The following is a 16,514-nucleotide window of genomic DNA, read 5'->3' on the forward strand; positions in this document are numbered from 1 at the left end:
CCGGCCGGTCAGGTCCGGCTCGCGTCCCACAGGTAATCTCGCTGGAATCGGCTGTCCCCACTCGTAAGGGTGGTGGCTTCGCACCGCAGGAACCGGATAAGGTCACTCGGCGTTGCTACCGGTACTGGCTGGGTCACCGGATGCGGGCAGTGAGGTGCGGATACCATGACCGTCGGCAGGGCAGCAGTGGACACACGAACGGTGAACGGGTCCGACGCGTTCCGGGGGACGGCGACAGTCGTCGCGCCCGCGGCGGGGGCCGGGCGAGGAGGGCAGGCCATGGTGCAGAAGGCCAAGATCCTCCTTGTCGACGACCGGCCGGAGAACCTGCTCGCCCTCGAGGCGATCCTCTCCGCGCTGGACCAGACGCTGGTGCGCGCCAGCTCCGGCGAGGAGGCGCTCAAGGCGCTGCTCAACGACGACTTCGCGGTCATCCTCCTCGACGTGCAGATGCCGGGCATGGACGGCTTCGAGACCGCCGCCCACATCAAGCGCCGCGAGCGCACCCGGGACATCCCGATCATCTTCCTGACGGCGATCAACCACGGTCCGCACCACACCTTCCGTGGTTACGCGGCCGGTGCGGTGGACTACATCTCCAAGCCGTTCGACCCGTGGGTGCTGCGCGCCAAGGTCTCCGTCTTCGTCGAGCTCTACATGAAGAACTGCCAGCTCAAGGAGCAGGCCGCGCTGCTGCGGCTGCAGCTGGAGTCCGGGCAGGGCCCGGGCGCGCCGCTGCTGGCCGAGCTCTCCGCGCGTTTGGCGGCGGTCGAGGAGCAGGCCGAGGCGCTCACCAAGCAGCTCGCCGACGCGGACGCCGCCGAGCCCGCCGCCCTGGCCACCGCGACCCACCTGGAGCGCCGTCTGGCCGGCCTGCGCCGCGCCCTCGACGCCCTCGACCCGGAGTCCGGCACCGCGCCCGTCCCGAACGAGGGTTGACCGCACGCCGTCTGACGGCGTGTCGCGCTTGACGCGTACCCCGGGTGCACTTCTTGTGCGACACACCCCCGGCAACCCCCTCCGGCGCGTGTTGCACCCCTGTCTCCGCTAGTAATCTGAACGCCATGGCCACACGCACGTCCGGAAGCGGTTCGCAGACCCGAGGCGCGGGGACGGCGAAGAAGGCCACGGCTGCCAAGAAGCCGGTGGCCAAGAAGCCCGTTGCGAAGAAGGCACCGGCCAAGAAGTCGGTGCCCGCGAAGAAGGCTCCGGCCAAGAAGGCCGTCGCCGCGCCCGCACCCAAGCCCGCACCCCCCAAGCCGCTCGCCTACCGTGCCGTGCGCGGCAGTTGGCTCGGCGTCGCCAACGGCGTCGGCTCCGTCGCGCGCGGTTTCGGCAACGGCGCGAAGAACCTCCATCCCGCCCATCGCAAGGACGGCCTGGCGCTGCTGCTGATCGCGCTGGCGCTGCTGATCGCGGCCGGGTCCTGGTCGGACCCGCAGGGCTGGCTGGGCGTCAGCGTGACCGACGTGGTCAAGGGCGCGTTCGGGCAGCTCACGGTGGTGCTGCCGGTGCTGCTCTTCGGCATCGCGGTGCGGTTGATGCGTCACCCCGAGCGGCCCGAGGCCAACGGACGGATCGTCATCGGCCTGACCGCGCTGACCATCGGCGTGCTCGGACTGATCCACATCAGCTGCGGCGCGCCCGGGCTCCAGGCCGGGGCCGGCCAGATCCGCAACGCGGGCGGGCTGATCGGTCTGGCCGCCTCCCGCTGGCTGATGTCCGCGGCCGGACCGGCGCTGGCGGTGCCGTTCCTGGTGCTGGTCTCCTTCTTCGGCCTGCTGGTGGTCACCGCCACGCCGGTCAACCAGATCCCGCAGCGCCTGCGGGTCCTGGGCGAGCGACTCGCGCTGGTCGAGCCCTCGGACCTGCATGACGACGGCGGTGATTTCGACGAGTTCGCCGGTCTGGACGGCCTCGGCTTCGGCGAGGACGACGAGGAGACCGGCGCCGACGCGTCGATCGACGACTTCGAGGGGGGCCCCGGGACGCCCGAGGAGCGGGCCGTGCTGCTCGCCAAGCGCAACCAGTTGGAGCGCGAGGGTGCGGTCACCCCGCGTCGCAGGCGTCCGCGCCGCCGCGTCGGGGCTGGCGCGGACCAGGAGCAGCCGGACCCGTTCGACACCATCGGCGTGGCCGCCGCTGCCGCCGCCGAACTCGACGGTGCGGTGATGAACGGCGTGCAGCCCTCGCCCGCGCTCGCGGACGTCCTGGGCCGGGTCAAGGACCGCACGCCGCCCAGCGACGTGCCGTCGCTCGACAACGACGCGGAGCACGGCTCGCCGCACGGCGTGCAGGACCGCGGCGGGCCGGTCGACATGGACAAGCACCTCGCGGACGCGGGGATCCCAGGGATCCCGCCGATGCCGACCGATGCCCCCGAGGTCCCGCTCCCGGGCGCGCGCAAGGAGGACTCGGCCGCCGCCGCAGCGGAGTCCGACGGCAGCGCCCTGCTCCGCTCCGAGCAGCTGAAGCTGCCGGGCGACAGCTACCGCCTGCCCTCCTTGGACCTGCTCACCCGCGGCGGTCCCGGCAAGTCGCGCAGCAAGGCCAACGACGACGTGGTCGCCTCGCTGATGGGCGTCTTCGCGGAGTTCAAGGTCGACGCCGCCGTCACCGGCTTCACCCGGGGCCCGACGGTCACCCGCTACGAGGTCGAGCTCGGTCCGGCCGTCAAGGTCGAGCGGATCACCGCGCTGGCGAAGAACATCGCCTACGCCGTGGCCAGCCCCGACGTCCGGATCATCAGCCCGATCCCCGGCAAGTCGGCGGTCGGCATCGAGATCCCGAACACCGACCGGGAGATGGTCAACCTCGGCGACCTGCTGCGCTCGCAGACGGCCGCCGCCGACCCGCACCCGATGCAGGTGGGCATGGGCAAGGACGTCGAGGGCCAGACGGTGATGACCAACCTCACCAAGATGCCGCACATCCTGGTCGCCGGCGCCACCGGCGCAGGTAAGTCGTCCTGCATCAACTGCCTGATCACCTCGGTGCTGATGCGGGCCACCCCGGACGACGTGCGGCTGGTCCTGGTCGACCCCAAGCGGGTCGAGCTGACCGCCTACGAGGGCGTCCCCCACCTGATCACGCCGATCATCACCAACCCGAAGAAGGCCGCCGAGGCGCTGCAGTGGGTGGTCCGCGAGATGGACCTCCGCTACGACGACCTCGCCGCGTTCGGTTTCCGCCACGTCGACGACTTCAACCGCGCGGTGCGGTCCGGCAAACTCCAGCCGCCGCTCGGAAGCGAGCGCGTGCTGACGCCCTACCCGTACCTGCTGGTGATCGTCGACGAGCTGGCCGACCTGATGATGGTCGCGCCGCGCGACGTCGAGGACTCGATCGTCCGCATCACCCAGCTCGCGCGTGCGGCGGGCATCCACCTGGTGCTGGCGACGCAGCGCCCGTCGGTGGACGTGGTCACCGGTCTGATCAAGGCCAACGTACCGTCCCGGCTCGCCTTCGCCACCTCCTCGCTCGCCGACAGCCGGGTCATCCTGGACCAGCCCGGCGCGGAGAAGCTGATCGGCAAGGGCGACGCGCTCTTCCTGCCGATGGGCGCGGGCAAGCCGATGCGCATGCAGGGCGCGTTCGTCACCGAGGAGGAGATCGCCGCCGTTGTCGAGCACTGCAAGGCGCAGCTCCAGCCGGAGTACCGCAACGACGTCTCGGTCGGCTCGGGCCCGAAGAAGGAGATCGACGAGGAGATCGGCGACGACATGGATCTGCTGGTCCAGGCCGCCGAGTTGGTCGTCTCCACCCAGTTCGGTTCGACCTCGATGCTGCAGCGCAAGCTCCGCGTCGGCTTCGCGAAGGCGGGTCGGCTGATGGACCTGATGGAGTCGCGCGGCATCGTCGGACCGAGCGAGGGTTCGAAAGCCAGGGACGTTCTCGTCCAGCCGGACGAGCTGGATGGCGTACTCCTCACCCTCCGGGGGGAATGACTGGGCGAACGCGTATCCGGAACCGCTTCGCAGACGTTGTCGGCGTGGGGGAACCGACAGGCGCGGGGATGCGTGACTGCTTCCGACGCACCGTCACATCCCCCGTCGGACCAGCGGGTCCCGCTGCGGGTCGGGGGACGGTTCGTGCCGCGGACGGACTGGGTAACGATCCGGATGCGGACCTTCTCTTTCGGCCGAATCCCGGTTGAGCAAGGCTCAGACCCGCCCCCTAGACTGGTGTTTCGACGGCGTTCCCGGGGGTGGCGATCCCCGGGCGAAGCCTGGCCGCCCACGTTGGAAAGGCGCCCCTTGTGACGACCGGCACGACCTCCTCCGGATCGAACGAGCCGAACGAGCCCACTGTGCCTGCCGCGGACTCCACGGACTCTGCGGAGACCACGGCGGCTGCGCCCGCAGCCCCCGCGGTGTCGAGCGTGCCCGGCATGCCGAAGGCGCCCAGCTTCCCGAAGGCACCCTCCGTGTTCGACCCGGCCGACGCGCCGCAGGCCCCGGTGCTGCCGGGCGGCTACCAGCCCACCATCGGACAGGTGCTCGGCACGGCGCGTACCGCCGCCGACCTGACCGTCGACGAGGTCAGCGCGCGGACCCGGGTCCGGGTCCCGATCGTGCACGCGATCGAGGACGACGACTTCGTCCGGTGCGGCGGCGACTTCTACGCCCGTGGTCACATTCGCGCCATCGCCCAGGCGGTCGGCGTCGACGGCGACGAGCTGGTCCGCCGCTACGACGCCGCGCACGGCGGCAACCCCGCGGACGCCAAGGTCCCGCTCTTCGAGACGGCGGGCGACCGCCGGATCTCGACCGAGCGACGCCGCCCGAACTGGACGGCGGCGATGGTCGCCGCGATCGTCGTCGTCATCGCGGTGATCGGCTTCAACCTGGCGAGCAGCGGCCCGAAGGCACCGGTGGCCCAGGCCGTCACCCCGGCCACAACGGCTTCGCCGTCGATCGGCCCCGTCCTCCACCCGAGCCTGCCGCCCGTGACCCAGGTCAAGCCGAGCGCGATCGCGGCGGCCCCGGCGGGCAAGGTCACCGTCAAGCTCGTCGCGCAGAACGCGGACAGCTGGCTGCTGGTGAAGGACGCCTCCGGCAAGACTCTCTTCCAGGCTGACCTGACCCAGGGCCAGACCCAGACCTTCACGGACGCGAAGCAGCTGAAGCTGGTGCTGGGTAACGCGGGTGCCGTCCATGTCTGGGCCAACGGCAAGGACCTCGGCATGGCCGGCCAGACCGGCCAGGTGGTCAACGTCACCTACACCCCGGGCGACCCGGTCGCGGGCTGAGACCTGTCGTTGCACTGTTCAGGGGCGCGGGGAACTGCGCGAATATCCACCCTGTGCGGATGGGCCTGCTCGTTCGGGGCTGTACCTGCGTGGGTGGCATGTCGCGCGGTTCCCCGCGCCCCTGCGTGTTGCAACTGGCTCCTTGCGCAGGAGTCCCCGTGCCCCTGAGGCAGTGCAACCTCCCCGGTGTTCAGAAGGCCGCTCTCCGGGCCAATGCTCAGGACGCCGGAAAACCTCGGTAACCTTGGCGACATGCCCGAACGCCGCACAGTCGCTCTCGTCACCCTTGGATGCGCCCGCAACGAGGTCGATTCCGAGGAACTCGCCGGGAGGCTGGAAGCCGACGGCTGGGAGCTCGTCGTCGACGCCGCCGACGCGGACGTCGCCGTCGTCAACACCTGCGGCTTCGTCGACGCCGCCAAGAAGGACTCCGTCGACGCCCTGCTGGAGGCCAACGACCTCAAGGGGCACGGCCGCACCCAGGCCGTCGTCGCCGTCGGCTGCATGGCCGAGCGCTACGGCAAGGAGCTCGCCGACGCCCTGCCGGAGGCCGACGCCGTGCTCGGCTTCGACGACTACGCAGACATCACCGAGCGGCTGCAGACCATCCTCTCGGGCGGGACGCACGTCTCGCACGTACCGCGGGACCGCCGCAAACTGCTCCCGCTGAGCCCGGTCGAGCGGCAGGCCGCGGCCGAGAGCGTCGCGGTGCCCGGCCACGGCGCCGAGCACGCCGAGCAGGCCGACGGTGTTACCGAGGACGCGACCCCGATCGAGGACCTCCCGGAGGGCCTCGCGCCCGCGTCCGGCCCGCGCACGCTGCGCAAGCGGTTGGACGACAACCCGGTCGCTTCCGTCAAGCTCGCGTCCGGCTGCGACCGGCGCTGCAGCTTCTGCGCGATCCCGGCCTTCCGCGGCAGCTTCCTCTCCCGGCGGCCGTCGGACGTGCTCAACGAGACCCGCTGGCTGGCCGAGCAGGGCGTCCGCGAGGTCATGCTGGTCAGCGAGAACAACACCTCCTACGGCAAGGACCTCGGCGACATCCGCCTGCTGGAGACGCTCCTGCCCGAGCTGGCCGCCGTTCCGGGCGTCGAGCGGGTGCGGGTGAGCTACCTGCAGCCCGCCGAGATGCGGCCGGGGCTGGTGGACGTGCTGACCTCGACGCCCAAGGTCGCGCCCTACTTCGACCTGTCGTTCCAGCACTCCGCGCCGAACGTGCTGCGCCGGATGCGCCGCTTCGGTGACACCGACCGGTTCCTGGAGCTGCTGGACCAGATCCGCGCCAAGGCCCCGGAGGCCGGAGCGCGCTCCAACTTCATCGTCGGCTTCCCCGGCGAGACCGAGGACGACCTGGCCGAGTTGGAACGCTTCCTCACCCACGCCCGGCTGGACGCGATCGGCGTCTTCGGATACTCGGACGAGGACGGCACCGAGGCAGCCGAGTACGACGGCAAGCTGCCCGAGGACGTCGTCGCCGAGCGGCTGGCCCGCGTCAGCCGACTGGCGGAGGAGCTGACCGCGCAGCGCGCCGAGGAACGGATCGGCAGCACGGTCTCCGTGCTGGTCGAGGCCGTCGACGAGGAGGACGGCGTGATCGGCCGGGCCCTGCACCAGGCGCCCGAGACGGACGGCATCACCATCCTGCTCGGCGCCGTCGAGGGCCTCGCGGTGGGCGACCTGGTCGAGGCCGAGGTCACCGCGAGCGAGGGCGTCGACCTCTACGCCGAGGTGTCGGCGTGACACCGGGTCCGGGGGGCGGGGCGGCGAGAACGGGCGCCCCGATGGCGGCTCCGGTCGACGACGTGCCTGCCGGCCCCGGGCTGTGGAACCTGGCCAACCTGCTGACGATGCTCCGGTTGGTGATCGTTCCGATCTTCGCCGCGCTGCTGTTCGCAGGCGGTGGGCACGACCCCAAGTGGCGCGCCCTGGCCTGGGCGGCGTTCGCCGTCGCGATGATCACGGACCTTTTCGACGGTGAGATCGCCCGGCGCAAGGGCCTGGTGACCGACTTCGGCAAGATCGCCGACCCGATCGCCGACAAGGCGATCATGGGCACCGCGCTGATCGGCCTCTCGGTGCTGGGCGATCTGGCCTGGTGGGTGACGATCGTGATCCTGGTCCGCGAGGTCGGGATCACCCTGATGCGCTTCTGGGTGATCCGCTTCGGCGTGATCCCGGCCAGTCGCGGCGGCAAACTCAAGACGCTGATCCAGGGAATCGCGGTCGGCATGTACGTGTTGGTACTCACGGGGCCGTTGGCGTCGGCACGCTGGTGGCTGATGGGTGTGGCCGTGCTGCTCACGGTGGGCAGCGGGCTCGACTACATCCGCCAGGCTGTCGTGCTGCGCCGGGCGGGGCTGGCCGAGCGTGCGGGACAGGGCACGGGGTCGTGACCGCCGACGCGCAGGCAGCCCTCGCGGCGCTGGTGCGCGCGGGCGCCACGGTCGCCGTCGCCGAGTCGCTGACCGGCGGCCTGCTGGCGGCGGAGTTCGTGGCGGTTCCTGGGGCGTCCAAGGCGTTCCGCGGCTCGGTCACCGCCTACGCGACCGAGCTCAAGGGCTCGGTGCTGGGCGTAGACGCGGACCTGCTGGCCGCTCGCGGCGCGGTGGACCCGGACGTCGCGGCCCAGATGGCCGCAGGCGTGCGGGTGCTGATGGGAGCGGACTTCGGTCTGGCGACCACCGGAGTGGCCGGTCCCGAGCCCCAGGACGGGCACCCGGTCGGCACGGTGTACGTGGCGATTTCGCGCGTGGGTGGAGAATCCGTCTCTTCGCTCCGGCTGTCAGGGGATCGTGTCACAATCCGACGCAAAGCAGTGGCGGCCGCGGTGGACTTGCTGACGCGGGCGCTCCAGGGCAATCCGGTGGGTTAGGAACGGGCCTCCTACCGGGAAGAACACAAGCAGTGGGCCGGAAAGATTCGCGGACAATACCGCGAACAACAGGGGAGGGGCCATGGATGCAGCCCAGAGTGAACACGACCAGGCTCCCCGCACGCGATGCGGGGCAGGCGGTACGGTGGGGCTGTGAGGTCTCTAGTCGCGGTCCTAGGAGGGAGCAACCGATGATCCTGCTCCGTCGTCTGTTGGGTGACGTGCTGCGTCGGCAGCGCCAGCGCCAGGGCCGAACCCTGCGCGAGGTGTCCGCTGCCGCGCGGGTCTCGCTCGGTTACCTCTCTGAGGTCGAGCGGGGGCAGAAGGAGGCCTCGTCCGAGCTGCTCTCTGCGATCTGCGATGCCCTCGACGTGCGAATGTCCGAGGTCATGCGCGAGGTGAGTGACGAGCTGTCGCTCGCCGAGCTGGCCTCCGGCGAGGCGGGCCGTCCCGCCCGGCTGGAGCCCGTGCAGGTGCCTTCGGCGGAACGCGTTCCGTCGCTGGTGCCGAAGGCGAGCGCTATGGACGTGGTCGCGGCGTAACGCCGCCGCTGGGTTTTTGACGGCCCCTCCCCGAGTCGATCGGTGTTCGATGTCGACTCGGGGAGGGGCCGTTTGCGCTCCGCGCGGATACGATGAGGTTTCTGTCCTGGCCTGTCCTGCCTGTCCCGTTGGGGAGGGTTTGTCGATGGTGTCGATACCCCGGCGGAGTCCGCTGACGTGGGGGCTGTGCGTGCTGTTCAGCGCGGCGGCGTGGGGGTTCCTGCTGAGCGGGCACACGTCTGCCGGGGTGAGCTTGATGTTCGCGGGGGGATGGAACCTGAGCCTTCTGCCGGTGCAGGCCCGCAGGTTCTGCGGGATCGGGCGACGCTCCACCCCGCAGGCGGTTCCCCGCGCCCCCGGATAGTGCGTGGTCCCTCACCGGCAGAGTCCCTCGTCTGTGTGAGGTTCACCCTCTCAGGCGAAGCCCCCTGGGCGTCGGGACGAAGCCCGCGTCCTCCAGGGTCGCGCTCAGCGCGGACGTCAGTGCGGGCTCGCCGTTGATCCGTTCCACGGTCAGGTCGCGCAGCGCGCCCTCCCGCACCGCTCGGGCCAGTGCTGCCGCGGCGTGGTGCAGGCGGGTGGGGTCCGTGGCCCAGGAGAGGAGCGACTTTCCGCCGCGTTCGACGTAGGCGACGAGCTCGCCGTCGACGAGGGTGACCAGCGCGCCCGCCTTGCGGCCGGGCTTGTGGGAGGAGGCCGCGCCTCCCGGTGGGTCCGGCCAGGGCAGGGCAGCGCCGTACGCGTTGGCGGGGTCGGCGGCGGCGAGGACGACCGTCTCGGGCTGATCTTCCGACGCGGCCTCCGCCCGGCGTTCCAGCGCGGTGTTGACCGCGCGCAGGCGGTCGATCGCGCCGTCGCCGGCGAACTGGGCCGCGCCCAGGCCGTCGACGACGTAGCCGCGGCGGGTGCGGCCGGTGTCCTCGAAAGCCGACAGGACCCGGTAGATCCCGGCGAAGCCGCCCTGGACCCGCTCCGACTGGACCGCCCCACGCGTCACGACGCCGTGCCGGTCCAGCAGGGTCTGCGCCAGCGCGTGGGCCCGCTGCGTCGGATCGGGCAGCGGTGCCGGCAGCACCGACCAGCGGCCCGCCGTCGGCAGCGACGGGACGCGGGGGATCGCCCGCGAGCCGCCGTAGCGGGCGCGCGGTGTGGCGCGCGGCGCGCGGTGGGCGGTCGCGCCCGGCGTGCGGCCGGAGCCGAGCAGGGCGCGCAGCGGGGCGAGTGTGTCGTTGGTGACCCTGCCCGTCCAGGAGAGCTCCCACAGTGCCGTGGCCAGCTCGCCCGGTGGTGTCTCCGTGCCCGGGAGCTGTCGGTCGACCTCCTCCGCGAGCTGTTTGAAGAACATCCCGTACCCCGGCGCCAACGCGGCCAGCACCGCGTAGTGCAGCGGGGTCAGCTCCAGCGGCAGCGGCTCGGGCAGCAGCAGCGGGGCCGCGTCCGCCGGATGGAGGGCGACCCAGCCGTCCTTGCCGGGCAGCGCGCCCGCGCCGGCCCAGAAGACCTCGCCCTGGGATGTCAGCTCGTCCAGCATGGCCGGGCTGTAGTCGGCCACCCGGGACGGCAGCACCAGCCGCTCCAGCGCGGACGCCGGGACCGGCGCGCCCTGGAGCTGTTCGACGGCGCGCAGCAGGCCGTCCACGCCGCGCAGCCGGTTGCCGCCGCCGATGTGCTGCCACTGGGGCAGGAAGGTGGCCAGGGCGCGTGGCGGGACCGGTTCGACCTCGTGCCGCAGTGCGGCGAGCGAGCGGCGGCGCAGGCGGCGCAGCACCTCGGCGTCGCACCACTCCGTCCCGGAGCCGCCAGGGCGGAACTCGCCCTGGACGACGCGGCCCGTCGCCGCCAGCCGTTGCAGCGTGCCGACCACGACGGCTGGGCCGAGGCCGAGCCGAACCGCCGCGTCGGCCGCGGTGAACGGGCCGTGGGTACGGGCGTGGCGGGCCAGCAGGTCGGCGAGCGGGTCCTTGACCGGCTCGGTGAACGCCTCGGGGACGCCGACCGGGAGCGGTGTGCCGAGCGCGTCGCGCAGGCGGCCCGCGTCCTCGATCGCGGCCCAGCGCTGCTCGCCCGCGATCCGGACCTCGATCACCCGTCGGGCGGCCTGCAGCCCGCGCGCCCAGGGGCGCTCCGCGCCGCGCAGCTCCAACTCCGCGTCGGAGAGCGGGCCGAGCAGACGGAGGGCATCGGCGACGCCCTCGATGTCCTTGATCCGGCGCTCGGGCGTCAGCCGCTGGAGTTCGGCCTCCAGCTCGGCGAGGACCGACTCGTCCAGCAGCTCGCGCAGCTCGGCCTGGCCCAGCAGCTCGGCCAGCAGGCGCGAATCCAACGCCAACGCGGAGGCGCGGCGTTCGGCAAGTGGGGAGTCGCCCTCGTAGAGGAACTGGGCGACGTAGCCGAAGAGCAGTGAGCGGGCGAAGGGCGACGGCTCGGGGGTCGTCACCTCGAGGATGCGGACTGCCCGGTTCTCCACGTCGCGCATCAACTCGACCAGGCCGGGCACGTCGAAGACGTCCTGCAGGCACTCGCGGACGGCCTCAAGCACGATCGGGAACGAGCCGAACTCGGAGGCCACCGAGAGCAGTTGTGCGGCACGCTGGCGCTGTTGCCAGAGCGGCGTGCGGCGGCCGGGGTTGCGGCGCGGCAGCAGCAGCGCGCGCGCCGCGCACTCGCGGAAGCGGGAGGCGAACAGGGCGGAGCCGCCGACCTGGTCGGTGACGGTCTGTTCGACCGTGGTCGGATCGAAGACGACGGCGTCCGCGCCGATCGGGGCCTCGTCCGCGCCCGGCCCGGCGGCCTTGGCGGGGGCGTCGGGGTCGGGGAAGTCGAGCAGGTCGGCGTCGGGCAGCCGGAGCACGATGCCGTCGTCGGCGTGCATCACCTGCGCGTCCAGGCCGTGACGCTCCGCCAGCCGCTGGCCCAGCGCCAGCGCCCAGGGGGCGTGGACCTGTGCGCCGAAGGGGGAGTGGACGGCGATCCGCCAGTCGCCCAACTCGTCGCGGAAGCGTTCGACGACGATGGTCCGGTCGTCGGGGAGGTGACCGGTGGCCTGGCGCTGTTCGGCGAGGTAGGAGAGCAGGTTTCCCGCCGCCCAGGCGTCCAGACCTGCCTCGGCCAGCCGGGCCGTGGCCTGCTCCGGCGACAGCGCGCCGATCTCGCGGAGGAACGCGCCGACCGCGCGGCCGAGCTCCAGCGGGCGGCCGAGCGCGTCGCCGTGCCAGAACGGCAGCTTGCCCGGCACCCCGGGCGCGGGGGAGACCAGCACCTTGTCGTGGGTGACGTCCTCGATCCGCCAGGAGCTGGTGCCCAGCGTGAAGACGTCGCCGACCCGCGACTCGTAGACCATCTCCTCGTCCAGCTCCCCGACCCTCCCCCCGCCCTTCTTCGGGTCAGCGCCGGCCAGGAAGACGCCGAAGAGGCCGCGGTCCGGGATCGTGCCGCCGGAGGTGACGGCGAGGCGCTGCGCGCCGGGGCGTCCGGTGACCGTGCCGGTGACCCGGTCCCAGACGATGCGGGGACGCAGCTCGGCGAAGGCGTCGGAGGGGTAGCGCCCGGCGAGCATGTCGAGCACGCCCTCGTATGCCGAGCGTGGCAGCGAGGAGAACGGCGCGGCGCGCTGGACCAGGGTGAACAGCTCGTCGACGTCCCACTCGTCCATGGCCGTGATCGCCACCAACTGCTGGGCGAGGACGTCGAGGGGGTTGCGCGGGATCCGCAGTGCCTCGATCCTTCCGGCCCGCATCCGTTCGGTGACGACGGCGGACTGGACCAGATCGCCCCGGTACTTGGGGAAGACCACGCCCGTCGAGACCGCCCCGACCTGGTGGCCCGCGCGGCCGACGCGTTGGAGCCCGGAGGCGACCGAGGGCGGCGATTCGACCTGGACGACCAGGTCGACCGCACCCATGTCGATGCCCAGCTCCAGGCTGGAGGTGGCGACCACGGCCGGGAGGCGGCCGGACTTGAGCTGCTCCTCGACCTCGGCGCGCTGCTCCTTGGAGACCGATCCGTGGTGCGCACGGGCGAGCACCGGGGGCGCGGCCTTGTTCGCGCCCGCCTGAGCCATGGTCACGGCGGGGGCGTGGTCGGCGGGCAGCGCCTGGCCGGTGGCGCGCTCGACCGCGATCTCGTTCAGCCGGTTGCAGAGCCGCTCGGCCAGTCGGCGGGAGTTGGCGAAGACGATGGTGGAGCGGTGGTCCTGGACCAGGTCGGTGATCCGCTCCTCGACATGCGGCCAGATCGAGGCGGCGCGCTCGGGACCCCCCTCGGCGACGCCCGGAGCGGCGGCCGGCCCGCGACCGCCGCCGAGCTCGCCCAGATCCTCGACGGGCACGACGACGGAGAGGTCGAAGGCCTTCTCGGACGGCGGCTGAACGATCGTCACCCGGCGGCCGGGACTGAGGAACCGGGCCACCTCCTCGGGCGGCCGGACCGTGGCGGAGAGCCCGATCCGCCGGGCGGGCGCGGGCAGCAACTGGTCGAGCCGCTCCAGGGTGAGGGCCAGGTGCGCGCCGCGCTTCGTCCCGGCGACTGCGTGGACCTCGTCCAGGATCACCGTCTCCACGCCGCGCAGCGCCTCCCGGGAGGCGGAGGTGAGCAGCAGGAAGAGCGACTCGGGCGTGGTGATCAGGATGTCCGGCGGATGCGTGGCGAAGCGCCGCCGGTCGGCCGCAGGAGTGTCGCCGGAGCGGATGGCGACCTCGATCTCCGGCTCCGGCAGCCCGAGCCGGGTGGCCGCCTGGCGCAGCCCGGTCAGCGGCGCGCGCAGGTTCCGCTCGACGTCGACGGCCAGGGCCTTGAGCGGTGAGACGTAGAGCACCCGGCAGCGGCGCTTGGCATCCGCGGGCGGGGGCGTGGCGGCCAGCCCGTCCAGCGCGGAGAGGAAGGCGGCGAGCGTCTTGCCCGAGCCCGTCGGGGCCACCACCAGCACGTCGCTCTCGGCGCCGATCGCCTGCCAGGCGCCCTCCTGCGCGGAGGTGGGCGAGGGGAACGCGCCCTCGAACCACGCCCGGGTGGGCGCGGCGAAGTTCGCCAGGGCGGATTCGGTGCGGTGCGCGCGTGCCATGCGCCCATCGTGCCGTGCCGGACTGACAAACCCGCTCTGTGCTCTCTGCCTCGCTCGCTTCCTTGCTCTCGTCCTCGCGCGCTTCCTCGCATGGAGCACATCCGGAGGCATCGTTCAAAAGTGATCCATATCGTATGAATATCCCCGCCCGGGGCGCTTCTTTGCGCGCCGGACCCGAACCGTGGAGGCCCGGTGGCGCGTGTCGCGAAAGGCCTGCGATCTGCGACGACGCGCTGCACCGTGGTGCTCGCCCTGGTCACCTGCCTGCTCGGCGGCGCCGTTCCCTACGTCGGCGGGGCCGGTCGTCTGTACCTCGCCTACCTTGTCGTCGCGGATCGGGCGGACGCCGCCGGCGTGGCTGACGCGGACCACGCGATCCGGGCCGAGCAGGGGGTGGTCGGGCAGGAGTACCCGCAGATCGGGGTCGTCCTCGCCTACGGCTCCGACGCGGACTTCGGGGCCGAGGTGCGGGCGCAGCCCGGGATCGCCGCCGCCGGGGCCAGCCGGACCGCTCCGGTGACCAGCCCGATCGTGACCGGCTCCTCGACCGGAGCGGCGGCGGTGAAGGCGTTCGCTGCGGCGTCGGGGTCGTCAGGGTCGGTAGGGGCGTCCGGAGCGGGAACCTCCGCCGAGGCGGTCCCAGCGCGGATTTCGCCGAAGCCGGAGGAGTCCGGGGAGTCGGCGACGCTCGCGCCCTCGGACGACATCCCGATGGCTCCGGACCCGCACGGGCAGCTGCAGTGGTTCCAGAACATGGTCGGCGAGAGCGGCCCGCTGCCCGCCTCGGACGCCACCGCGCTGCGCCATGTCGTCGTCGCCGTCCTCGACTCGGGCGTCGACGACACACATCCGGACCTGCGGAGTGCCGTCGACCCCAGCCGGTCGGTCTCCTGCGCGACCGGCACGCCGGACACCAGTCCCGGCGCCTGGCGGCCGGACCCGGAGCTGGGCGAGAGCGGCCACGGCACCCATGTCAGCGGGATCATCGCCGCCGACCGGCCGGGCGACGGGGTGGTCGGCATCGCCCCCGGCGCGCGGATAGCGGCCGTGCGCCTGCTCGGTGACGCCGGGCAGTACTACGGCGAGAACCTGGTCTGCGGCTTCCTCTGGGCGGCCGACCACGGCGCGACTGTGATCAACGACAGCTACTTCGCCGACCCGTGGAAGTACAACTGCCCTGAGAACCCGGACCAGGCGGCCATCGCCGCGGCGGTCGGCCGGGCCGTCCGCTACGCCCAGGACAAGGGCGCGCTGGTCGTCGCCTCCGCGGGCAACGACGCGCAGGACCTGGCCGGGCCCCGGATCGACGACCGCAGCCCGAACGACCACGCCGACAGCGAGACGCCTCCGGTACGGCATCTCGGTGCCGAGTGCATCCGGCTGCCCGGGGGACTGCCCGGTGTCCTCGACGTCACCGCGCTGGTGCAGGACGGGAGCCTGGCCGGGTACTCCAACTGGGGTGCCGGGCAGGTCGCGTTGGCCGCTCCTGGCGGCGACCCGGACGGCGGTATCCCCCAGGCGGTGGTCTCCGACTGGCCCGGCGGCCGGTACGCGGCGCTGGCCGGGACCTCGATGGCGGCGGCGAGCGTCAGCGGCGTCGCGGCGGTGGAGGCGGCGCGCCATCCGGGCCTGCGCGGTGCGGCGCTCGGCCGCCTGCTGGAGCAGCAGGCCATGCCGCTGGGCTGTTCGTCCCGGCAACCGGGCGGCAAGGGCTGCCCCGGTGGGCCCTACTACGGCTACGGCCTGGCCGACGTGCGCTGATCCGCTCCTCGGTGGCTCCGGTGGCTCGGCGGATGGGTGGCTTGGTGGCTCGGTGGCGGCCCGGTCAGGCGCGGGCGTCTCATGGGGCGATCGTGGCGCTGACCTCGGGCTTCTCCCGTGCCAGACTGGCGGGAGAGCACGGCGAGGCAGGACAGGACAGGACAGGCAATCGGGGTGTCATGGCCAAGGAGATTGCACACTACTGGCAGCACCCCGCGCTGCCGGGTGTCGACCTGCTGCGCGCCCACTACGTCCGCCACAGCTTCGGCAAGCACACCCACGACGGGTACGTACTGGCCTCGGTCACCGCCGGTGTGGAGGCCTTCCACTACCGGGGCGCGGTCGAGGTCGTCCCGGCCGGGAGCGTCGCCCTGGTCGAGCCGGACCGGGTGCACACCGGGCACGCCGGGGTGCCGGACGGGTGGAGCTACTCCGTGCTCTATCCCGGGATCGACCAGGTCGTCGAGGTCGCCGAGGAGGTCGGGGTGCTGCCCGGCGCGCCCGGGTTCGCGACCGCCGTGGTCCACGACGACGAACTCTCGCGCCTGGTACAGCAGACCCACCGGGCGGCCGAGCAGAACCAGGTGCTGGCGGCCAGCACCTTCCTCCGGCTCGCCCTGGCCGTCGCGGTACGACGGCACTCGTCCCAACGGCTGGGTCCGGGGCGGCCGGTGGAGGGCAGGGGGACGGCCGGCGCGGCCAGGGACCTGCTGATGGCCCGGATGGACGCGCCGCCGACGCTGGAGGAACTGGCCGCGGCCGTCGACGCCCGCCCGTTCCCGCTGCTGCGTGCCTTCCGCGAGGCGTACGGGCTGCCGCCGCACGCCTGGTTGACGCAGCAGCGTGTTCGCACCGCCCAGGTCCTGCTGGGTGCGGGGACGCCGCCTGCGGAGGTGGCCGTGACGGTCGGCTTCGTCGACCAGGCGCACCTGACCCGGCACTTCCGCCGGATCGTCGGGGTTCCGCCCGGTGCCTACGCCCGGGCGCGCAAGAACGTACAAGAAATGATCGATTGATCCGGTCAGCATG

10 protein-coding genes are annotated in these 16,514 nt (G+C 72.6%); 9 read left to right on the forward strand and 1 reads right to left on the reverse strand.

All coding sequences use genetic code 11. The features are described 5' to 3' along the window. The first annotated feature begins 279 nt into the window (after positions 1-279). The 7 genes from ABH940_RS28095 to ABH940_RS28125 all read left to right on the forward strand — a co-directional run bounded on the left by ABH940_RS28095 (position 280) and on the right by ABH940_RS28125 (position 8,665). Complete coding sequence (locus ABH940_RS28095) at positions 280-939, forward strand: two-component system response regulator (RefSeq protein ID WP_370071415.1); 660 nt, start codon at positions 280-282, stop codon at positions 937-939. Between the two features lie 125 nt (positions 940-1,064). Beyond that, entirely contained in the window at positions 1,065-3,947 is a 2,883-nt protein-coding gene (locus ABH940_RS28100) for a DNA translocase FtsK 4TM domain-containing protein (RefSeq protein ID WP_370071416.1), read from the forward strand. Positions 3,948-4,258: 311 nt separating this feature from the next. Then, a complete protein-coding gene (locus tag ABH940_RS28105; protein WP_370071417.1) occupies positions 4,259-5,251 on the forward strand; it encodes a helix-turn-helix domain-containing protein in 993 nt (330 codons plus the stop codon). A gap of 252 nt (positions 5,252-5,503) precedes the next feature. Continuing rightward, positions 5,504-6,991 carry a 30S ribosomal protein S12 methylthiotransferase RimO gene (rimO, locus tag ABH940_RS28110; RefSeq protein WP_370071430.1) on the forward strand — a complete coding sequence of 496 codons (1,488 nt, stop codon included), beginning with the start codon at positions 5,504-5,506 and terminating at the stop codon, positions 6,989-6,991. A 41-nt stretch (positions 6,992-7,032) separates the two neighbouring features. Next, complete coding sequence (pgsA, locus tag ABH940_RS28115; protein WP_370071431.1) at positions 7,033-7,644, forward strand: CDP-diacylglycerol--glycerol-3-phosphate 3-phosphatidyltransferase; 612 nt, start codon at positions 7,033-7,035, stop codon at positions 7,642-7,644. Continuing rightward, positions 7,641-8,123 (forward strand): CinA family protein, encoded by a 483-nt coding sequence (locus ABH940_RS28120; protein WP_370071432.1) that lies wholly within the window; start codon positions 7,641-7,643, stop codon positions 8,121-8,123. The genes pgsA and ABH940_RS28120 overlap by 4 nt, the downstream gene beginning before the upstream one ends. 191 nt (positions 8,124-8,314) lie before the next feature. Further along, complete coding sequence (locus ABH940_RS28125) at positions 8,315-8,665, forward strand: helix-turn-helix domain-containing protein (protein WP_370071433.1); 351 nt, start codon at positions 8,315-8,317, stop codon at positions 8,663-8,665. Positions 8,666-9,071: 406 nt separating this feature from the next. On the opposite strand, the gene ABH940_RS28130 is transcribed toward ABH940_RS28125, so the two are convergent. Next, positions 9,072-13,724: an ATP-dependent helicase gene (locus ABH940_RS28130; RefSeq protein WP_370106545.1), complete on the reverse strand. Its 4,653-nt coding sequence runs from the start codon at positions 13,722-13,724 to the stop codon at positions 9,072-9,074. 192 nt (positions 13,725-13,916) lie between these two features. Between ABH940_RS28130 and ABH940_RS28135 the strand changes: the two genes are divergently transcribed. Next, entirely contained in the window at positions 13,917-15,485 is a 1,569-nt protein-coding gene (locus ABH940_RS28135) for a S8 family serine peptidase (protein WP_370106546.1), read from the forward strand. A gap of 179 nt (positions 15,486-15,664) precedes the next feature. Further along, complete coding sequence (locus ABH940_RS28140; RefSeq protein WP_370071436.1) at positions 15,665-16,501, forward strand: AraC family ligand binding domain-containing protein; 837 nt, start codon at positions 15,665-15,667, stop codon at positions 16,499-16,501. Positions 16,502-16,514: the final 13 nt, after the last annotated feature.

The organism is Streptacidiphilus sp. BW17 (assembly GCF_041262485.1).
Classification (GTDB): Bacteria; Actinomycetota; Actinomycetes; order Streptomycetales; family Streptomycetaceae; genus Streptacidiphilus.

Excerpts from the sequence above, each read along its gene's own strand:
- ABH940_RS28095 (WP_370071415.1), top strand. The coding sequence starts at position 280 with ATGGTGCAGAAGGCCAAGATCCTCCTTGTCGACGACCGGCCGGAGAAC.
- ABH940_RS28100 (WP_370071416.1), top strand. The coding sequence starts at position 1,065 with ATGGCCACACGCACGTCCGGAAGCGGTTCGCAGACCCGAGGCGCGGGG.
- rimO (WP_370071430.1), top strand. The coding sequence starts at position 5,504 with ATGCCCGAACGCCGCACAGTCGCTCTCGTCACCCTTGGATGCGCCCGC.
- pgsA (WP_370071431.1), top strand. The coding sequence starts at position 7,033 with ATGGCGGCTCCGGTCGACGACGTGCCTGCCGGCCCCGGGCTGTGGAAC.
- ABH940_RS28125 (WP_370071433.1), top strand. The coding sequence starts at position 8,315 with ATGATCCTGCTCCGTCGTCTGTTGGGTGACGTGCTGCGTCGGCAGCGC.
- ABH940_RS28130 (WP_370106545.1), bottom strand. The coding sequence starts at position 13,724 with ATGGCACGCGCGCACCGCACCGAATCCGCCCTGGCGAACTTCGCCGCG.
- ABH940_RS28140 (WP_370071436.1), top strand. The coding sequence starts at position 15,665 with ATGGCCAAGGAGATTGCACACTACTGGCAGCACCCCGCGCTGCCGGGT.